Source organism: Acidithiobacillus sp. (assembly GCF_023255755.1).
GTDB lineage: Bacteria > Pseudomonadota > Gammaproteobacteria > Acidithiobacillales > Acidithiobacillaceae > Acidithiobacillus.
Genome location: NZ_JAGDVS010000120.1, coordinates 1 through 7,546, shown reverse-complemented (window position 1 = coordinate 7,546; position 7,546 = coordinate 1). Strand labels below are relative to the sequence as shown.

Here is a 7,546-nt window from a genome sequence, read left to right as displayed (position 1 = left end):
TTCAGGTCCTAGTGAGCGAAAGCTTGTGCTGGTTCGAATCCAGTCCCCGGTACCACATCAGAGTATCCCAGTAGCCCCCCAAGGGCTACTAACACACACCAAAACAAACCACTAGTCGGGGTTTCATGGACATCATGAAACCCCAGTTTACCCCTTTGCAACCCGCGTTCCACCGCGCCACTGCCCCGCCTGTGCCCCAGGCCATATTCCAAGATGCTGCAGCGATCACTGGATATTGGACAACGGAGTCCCAGCAAACGACGTCCCGTCCAGGACAAGCCCCCCCAAGCATAGCCTTTGCCGATCTGCTCAATCGCTACCTTCAATCCGATGTTCCTTCCAAGCGCAGCGCGGTGGCCGGAACCAACCGCATCCTGCGTATCTTGCGGGATGAACCTTTGCTTGTCCAACAACCGCCGACCGTGCTAAACACGGAGCATTTCGCCGCCTGGCTAATCGGCGATTAAAGGCGGCCTCCCACGCTGCCGTTTTGCGCGATGCAGGCATCCTTTCGGCGGCCTGCAATGTCGTGATGAAAGTGACAAACAGTGGTCATCTGGTATACTGGTATATTAGCTATACAACCTCATCCGTACCATTAGCGCAGGCCAAATCGCCGTTTCTGCCACAGGGCGTAAAGGGCGGGAATGACCAGCAGTGCCAGTAACGCGGCGCTGAACATACCGCCCACCATGGGGGCGGCAATACGCTTCATCACATCGGCGCCGGCGCCATGGCTGAACATGATGGGTAAGAGGCCACCCACCACCAGGTTAAAGGTCATGGCCAGAGGCCGCAGGCGCAGCATGGTCCCCTCGATGACGGCAAGCTGAAGGTCGTGCCAGCTCTGCAAGGCGTCACGGGCCTGCCGCCGGATGAGGGCCTGATCCAGGTAGAGCAGCATCACCACTCCGAATTCCACTGCCACCCCCGCCAGGGCGATGAAGCCCACGGCCACCGCCACCGAGAGTTTGTAGCCGAGCCAGTAGGTGAGCCAGAAGCCTCCCACCAGGGACAGGGGCAGAGTGAGCAGGATAATGGCTACCTCCACCCAGTTCCTGAAGTTGAAGTACAGGAGCAGGGCAATGACCAGAATGACGGCGGGAATGACCAACTCCAAACGCTTGGCGGCCCGCTCCATGACCTGATACTGGCCCACCCAGGAGAGGGTGTAAGCGCCCGGGAGATGAACGGCTTTCGCAATCGCGGCCTTGGCACGGGGCACATAGGCACCGATGTTGGTGCCGGGCTTCAGGTCGATGTAGATCCAGTTGTTCAGGCGGCTGTTGTCGCTGGTGAGCATGGAGGCTCCTCCCTCGATGCGGAGATCGGCTACCTGGGCGAGAGGGATCTGGGCACCGTCGGGCGTGGCGATGCGGCTTTCCATCAGGGTGGACAGGGATTGGCGCAGTTCCCGGGGGTAACGGAGATCCACCGGGAAGCGTTCCAGCCCTTGTACCACTGTGGTCAGGACCTCGCCGCCAATGGCCGTCTCCACGAGACGGTTCACATCCGCCACCGAAATGCCGTAGCGGGCGGCCTTGGCGCGCTCGGTGTGAATGACGATATACCGACCGCCGGTGATCCGTGCCGCATAGGCACTCTGGGTGCCGGGTACTTTCTGCAAAACTACCTGGAGTTTCTGCCCTAGACTGTTCAAGGTATCAAGGTTCGGACCTGCCACCTTGATACCAAGGGGGGTCGTCAGCCCGGTAGTGACCATGTCCACCCGATTCTTGATAGGTTGCGTCCAGACATTGGACAGGCCTGGAATGCGCAACGCCTTATTCATCTTGTTTTGCAGTTTGTGCATCGTCATCCCGACGGGCCACTGATCCGGTTCTTTGAGGGTGACCGTCGTATCAAACATGGATAGTGGCGCCTGATCGGTCGCCGTCTGGGCCCTTCCCGCCTGACCAAAGACCGTTTTCACCTCGGGGAAAGTCTTCAGGATGCGGTCCGTTTGCTGCAAGATCATGGCTGCCTCGCCGGCGGAGATGGCCGGGTCCTGAAATATGGGCATGTAAAGCATCGACCCCTCGTTCAGCGGCGGCATAAACTGCGACCCCAGGCGGTTCCAGGGGTAATAGAGGGTGGCTGTGAGCAGCAGGGCAAGGACCAAAATGATCCAGGGGGCGCGCAGAACAGCATGAATCACTGGCCGGTAGATAAAAGTGGAGAGTCTGTTCAGGGGATTCCTGTTTTCGGGAAGGATGCGACCGCGGATGAACCATGCCATGAGAATGGGCACCACGGTTATGGAGAGCATGGCGGCGGCAGCCACGGAAAACGTCTTGGTGAAGGCGAGCGGCGCGAAGAGCTTGCCTTCCTCGCCGCCCAGGGCGAAGACCGGCAGGAAGGACACGGCGATGATGATCAGCGAAAAGAACAATGCCGGACCAACCTCCTCCGCCGCCGCCATGGCCGCCGCCCAGGGATCGACACCGGGGGTTTGCTCCAGGTGCTTGTGCATGTTTTCGATCATGACCACGGGGGCATCCATCATCACGCCAATGGCGATGGCGATGCCGCCCAGGGACATGATGTTGGCGGGGATACCCAAAGCCCACATGATGAGGAAGGCCGCCAGTATCCCCAGCGGCAGGGCGACGAGGGCCACCAGCGCCGAACGCGCGCGCAGCAGGAAGAGCAGGGAAATGAGTGCTACCGCCAGGGATTCTTCCAGCAGCTTGCCGGTCAGGGTATGAATGCTGCGCTGGATGAGCGGAGCCTGGCTATAGGTCGTGACGACCCGTACCCCCTTGGGTAGGGAGAGCTGAATTTCCTTCAGCTTGCGCTCAATCTGATGGATGAGGGCATAGGCGTTGTCGCCCTGGTTCATCATCACGATACCGCCCACCACCTGGCCTTGGCCGTTGAGTTCGGCAGTGCCGTTGGGCAACTGCGGGCCCAACTGCACCCGCGCCACCTGCCGCAGCGTTATGGGCACGCCGTCGCGCACGGTCAGAGACGCATCCTCCAGGTCTTTCAGGGAACGAATGTAACCCGAGGTGCGGACGATATAACTCGCTTCTCCCATGTCCACCACCGAGCCGCTGGTTTCCCCGTTGGCAGCACGGATGGCGGCCTCCACTTCCGGCAGAGTCAGGTTGTAGGCGAGGAGTTTCTGGGGGTCCACCACCACCTGGTACTCTTGCACCATGCCCCCCACCGTGGCCACCTCCGCGACGCCGGAGATGCCTTGTAGTTCGTATTTGAGAAACCAGTTCTGCAGGGTGGTGAGCTGGGCGAGATTCAAGGTCCCGCCGGGATCGCTGAGGGCGTACTCGAAGATCCAGTCCACCCCCGAGCTGTTGGGGCCCAGGGCTGGCGTGATCCCCAGCGGCAGTTTGGACTGTACCTGACTCAAGTATTGGAGTACCAGGTTGCGGGCCTGATAGATGCTGGTGCCCCCTTTGAAGAGGACATAGACATAGGAGTCCCCGAACATGGAGTAGCCACGCACGGCCTGGGCACCGGGTACCTCCTGCAGGGTGGTCTCCAGGGGATAGGTGACCTGGTCCTGAACGATTTGCGGAGCCTGACCTGGATAGGAGGTCTTGACGATGACCTGGGTGGGAGAGATGTCGGGGATCGCTTCCAGCGGGATATTCATCACCGCCAGCGTACCACCGACGATCAACACCAGAACGGCGATCACAATCAGCAGGTAATTGGCCATGCACCAGCGCATAATCGCCCTAATCATGAAACTGGCCTCCCTGACTCATGTTCATCCCGGCCGTGGCACTCGTGGTGGGCGCCGTGTTGCCCCCCAGCATACGGGCCTTAACGGACTGGAACTGAGACTCGGAATAGAGCAGGAACTGCGCGCTCTCCACTACCCTGTCACCCGTTTTGAGTCCCTTGTCGATGGCTACCCAGCCGTCGGCCTCCGCCCCCAGAGCGACCTCCACCGGCAGAAAATGCCCGTTACTCTCGCCCAGCATCACGTAATCCCCCTGAGCGGTACGCAGTACGGCGCCGCTGGGCACCGCCAGGGTCTCCTCGGCGCTGGCTAAAATAGTGGCAGTGGCGTAGGTGCCAGGGCGCAGGTTCCCGCCAGGATTAGGAAAGCTCAGCCGGGCTGTCACCGTCCTGTTTTTGGGGTCGAGGGTCGGGTAGAGGAAGTTCAAACGTCCTTTCCAGGCCTTGCCGGGATAGGCTGGCAGATGTAGGCGCACCGAGTTGCCGATCTGTACCCAGGGCAACTGATAGGAGTAGAGCGCCACATTGACCCAGACCCGGTCGAGATTGGCGACTTCATAGATATTCGTTTGCGGCGAGACATAGCCACCCTGGCGCACATTGAGGGTCTCGACCACCCCGGAAGCGGGCGCCATGAGCGGCACGTCCCGCTCCGCTGTGCCGTGTCGGGCGAGCGCCGCGATCTGGTCTTCCGGCATACCCAGCAGTCGTAATTTCGTCCTGGCTGCCGCCAGCAGTGCGGGGTCTTCCGTCGTCCCGCCCTGGCGGCGGGCGATGAGATATTCCTGTTGGGCACTATACAGCTCGGGAGAATACATCTCGGCGAGCACCTGGCCGCGCTGCACGGGGTCACCCACGGCACGGACGTTCAAGCGTGTCACCCAGCCGGAGAAACGTGGAGTGACGGAATAGACACGATTCTCGTCCACCGCCACGGTGCCCACGGTGTGGATGGCGTGGCCCATCTGACGGTGCTGGACATCCACGAGACGCACTCCCAGGTTTTGCGCCAGGCGCGGATCGATGCTGAGGCCGGAAGCCTTTTGTGCCCTCGGACTGGAGGCATACACCGGTATATAAGACATACCCATGCTGTCCTTCATCGGGTGATCCGAATGAATCTTGGGGTCCATGGGGGCAGCCCAGTAGAGGATATGCCGTCCCTTGGGCGTGCTTTTCGGAGAATGGGTTGCAGTGGAGTTGGCGCTAGGCGCGGCGGCGGGGACCCGCAGCCACCACACCGCACCCGCCCCAAGGGCTACACCAATGACGAGTAAGCCGATACCGATGATCCAGTTGCGTGACTTCATGGTTGTGCTCCCCCTTCGGTGGTGAGGAAATCCAGTTCTGCGGCGCTGAGGGCCAGATCGCGGCGGTATTGCAGGCGGGTCAGGGCGTAATCCAGCACTTCCTTCTGGGTACGCAGCACAGCGCTCAGTTCGGCACGTCCTGCCGAGTAGGCAGCGAGCGTCGCGGAAAAGGCATTTCGTGCGGTAGGCAGCAGGCGTTGGTCGGTACGCTCCAACTCGGTCTTGAGGGCTGCGTAGCGGGCGAAGGTGGCGCGCGCCTCCTGGGTCAGGGCCAGATGCTGATCGTCGTAGCGATATTGCGCCTGCAAGGCCTTGGCCCGGGCGGCGGCGACGTTCTGGTCCTGGCGGTCTCCCGGAAATATGGGCAGGCTCAGGTCAACCCCCGCTGACAGCCAGTTGGGGCTGCCGGCGTAGAAATCCTGACCATAATCGACACTGACCGTGACTTCCGGCCAATAGCCACGCTTAGCTACCTGCACGCCCATTTGCGCCGCGCGGGTTTGCGCCTGGGCGGCCCGCAGGAGGGGTTGGCTGGAGAGCCGGGCTTCCGCTTCGGCAAGCGTGGGCGGGGGTGGCAGGTTCGGCCATTGATGCGCTATGGACGGCGGTTCCGGCAGATTCAGGATCTGCGCGATTTGCGCGAGATCGCTTGCCCGTTCCGCTTGCAACTTACTGATATCATTGGCCAGCCTGTCACGCGCCAGTTGGGCGCGGAGCACATCGGCCTGTGCCCCCTGAGCAGACCGGTAGAGCGCCAGCGCCGCTTGCACACTCTCTGCCTGTAACTGTTCCTGATGCCGGACCGTTGCCACGGCATCTTCGGCATAGAGGGCTTGCAGCCAGACGCGGCGCAATAACAACACCAGCTCGGCGGACTGGCCGCGCAGGGTGTCGGCGGCCGCCTGGGCCTCGACCCCCGCCTGCTGTCCTTCCAGCCCCAGTTTGCCAAAAGAGGGAAAAGTCTGACTCAGACCCACGTTCAGCATGCTCATCTGCTGCCGGTTCATGGAGAAGCTGTTGAGGGGCAGGTTCGCAGCGCCGAAAACGAGATGGGGATCGGGGAGTTGAGCTATCGCCACCGCCTGGTGCCGTAATTCCACAACCTTCTGCTTTATGGCGCCGAGACCGGGATTTTGCCCCAGGGCAATCGCCTCAGCATCCTGCAGACTCAATAAGGCGGCACTGGCAGGTGTCGCCGACAGGAGCAATAGCACCCCGGCCAAGAAGCGAATCCCGCCCCACGCCAGTTGGGTAAAACGACCAAGAATGTTGGTATACATGAAAAATCTCCACAGCAAATCGGTGACATATCTCCCCATTCAGAGAGGAGTGCCAGTTTGCTCAGGAGAAATTAAATGACCAACCGCACCTGCTGGAGGGGTGGAGGATGATGGGGCGGGTGGGAGAAAAAAAACTGGGCTGGTGTCGGGCTAAATCTTGCCTGGCTGGAAAATGTCACTGAACCCATCATTCCCGGGGCAGGGAAGGTCATTCCAGAGGGGCTTAATCTCCCTGACGCATGGGCTTCTGCACAGATCGACATGCACTGACCGGACATCGCCCCAGAATGCGAGCTCATATCCGTGCCGTGACCACCCTGGCAATCAGGCATGCCTGCCATCGACATGCCTGGCATATCAGCGCATGAAGCGCCGAGTGGCATAGCCACCGCCGCATTGCTCACCCATGTTCCGAGGAGAAACATGGCCAGCAAAACGAGCAGGGGAAAGCGGCGGCGGATTCTCTGCATATCGGCGTCAGGTGATCTCGAGACTTGCTTTCACCCGAACCAGCTTGGCACGCACCGCTTCACCGATCGCGGTCACCCGCGGGTTGCCAACCATACCAAGCACTGCGACCGGGTCCATGAAACCCACTGTGACCTGGCCGTTGGCCTCCTCCCGGACAATGATATTACAAGGCAGGAGCAGCCCGATGTCAGGGTCGGCTTCAATCGCTTGGTGGGCAAACTGGGGGTTGCAGGCCCCCAGGATATTGTAGGGCCGAGAATCGATCCCGAGTTTGGCCTTGAAGGTTGCAGCCACGTCGATTTCGGTCAGCACGCCGAAGCCTTCCGTTTTGAGTGCCTCCCTGACTTTTGCGAGGGCTGCCGGAAAAGATCCGGTAATAGTGGTGGAAAAGGCATACGTCGTCATGAAGGTGCTCCTTTATCAATCGCTCAGCTCAGCGTGGTGGTGGCGGGAGCCATTGTCGCAGGCCAGCCTCCCTATGGATTGACGGCCACGGGATGCTTCCTTCCGGTATTCATAAAGCATGATAAACCATGAAGTACGCTACAGAGTCAAGGTGAAAAATCGAACCCTCAGGTCAAGGTCACCGGAATCACGATGCAGCCGGACCATCGCCGACGAAAAATATACTATAATTACATAATGTAGTTGTTTATCGAAAGAAGCTATTTTATGCCTAAACTTAAAGATGCCGGTTCCTGGACCAAGGAGAGGCTGCTCGCCGACATGAAGCGGATTATCGCTGATGCCGCTGCGCCGTTGCAGGCGACCGCCACA

At 60.3% G+C, this 7,546-nt stretch carries 5 protein-coding genes; 1 reads left to right on the top strand and 4 read right to left on the bottom strand.

From position 1 onward, the window contains the following. The first annotated feature begins 125 nt into the window (after positions 1–125). Complete coding sequence (locus Q0C48_RS08415; RefSeq protein WP_291523352.1) at positions 126–467, top strand: hypothetical protein; 342 nt, start codon at positions 126–128, stop codon at positions 465–467. Between the two features lie 131 nt (positions 468–598). Here the strand turns inward: Q0C48_RS08415 and Q0C48_RS08410 are convergent, their stop codons facing one another. The 4 genes from Q0C48_RS08410 to Q0C48_RS08395 form a co-directional block, all read right to left on the bottom strand. After that, positions 599–3,709, bottom strand: coding sequence for a CusA/CzcA family heavy metal efflux RND transporter (locus tag Q0C48_RS08410; protein WP_291523350.1), 3,111 nt, complete (start codon positions 3,707–3,709; stop codon positions 599–601). Continuing rightward, complete coding sequence (locus Q0C48_RS08405; RefSeq protein WP_291523348.1) at positions 3,702–5,018, bottom strand: efflux RND transporter periplasmic adaptor subunit; 1,317 nt, start codon at positions 5,016–5,018, stop codon at positions 3,702–3,704. The genes Q0C48_RS08410 and Q0C48_RS08405 overlap by 8 nt, the downstream gene beginning before the upstream one ends. Beyond that, complete coding sequence (locus Q0C48_RS08400) at positions 5,015–6,298, bottom strand: TolC family protein (protein ID WP_291523346.1); 1,284 nt, start codon at positions 6,296–6,298, stop codon at positions 5,015–5,017. Before Q0C48_RS08400 ends, Q0C48_RS08405 begins: the two co-directional genes overlap by 4 nt. A gap of 477 nt (positions 6,299–6,775) precedes the next feature. Continuing rightward, entirely contained in the window at positions 6,776–7,174 is a 399-nt protein-coding gene (locus tag Q0C48_RS08395; protein WP_291523343.1) for a DUF302 domain-containing protein, read from the bottom strand. Positions 7,175–7,546: the final 372 nt, after the last annotated feature.

Excerpts from the sequence above, each read along its gene's own strand:
- Q0C48_RS08415 (WP_291523352.1), top strand. The coding sequence starts at position 126 with ATGGACATCATGAAACCCCAGTTTACCCCTTTGCAACCCGCGTTCCAC.
- Q0C48_RS08410 (WP_291523350.1), bottom strand. The coding sequence starts at position 3,709 with ATGATTAGGGCGATTATGCGCTGGTGCATGGCCAATTACCTGCTGATT.
- Q0C48_RS08405 (WP_291523348.1), bottom strand. The coding sequence starts at position 5,018 with ATGAAGTCACGCAACTGGATCATCGGTATCGGCTTACTCGTCATTGGT.
- Q0C48_RS08400 (WP_291523346.1), bottom strand. The coding sequence starts at position 6,298 with ATGTATACCAACATTCTTGGTCGTTTTACCCAACTGGCGTGGGGCGGG.
- Q0C48_RS08395 (WP_291523343.1), bottom strand. The coding sequence starts at position 7,174 with ATGACGACGTATGCCTTTTCCACCACTATTACCGGATCTTTTCCGGCA.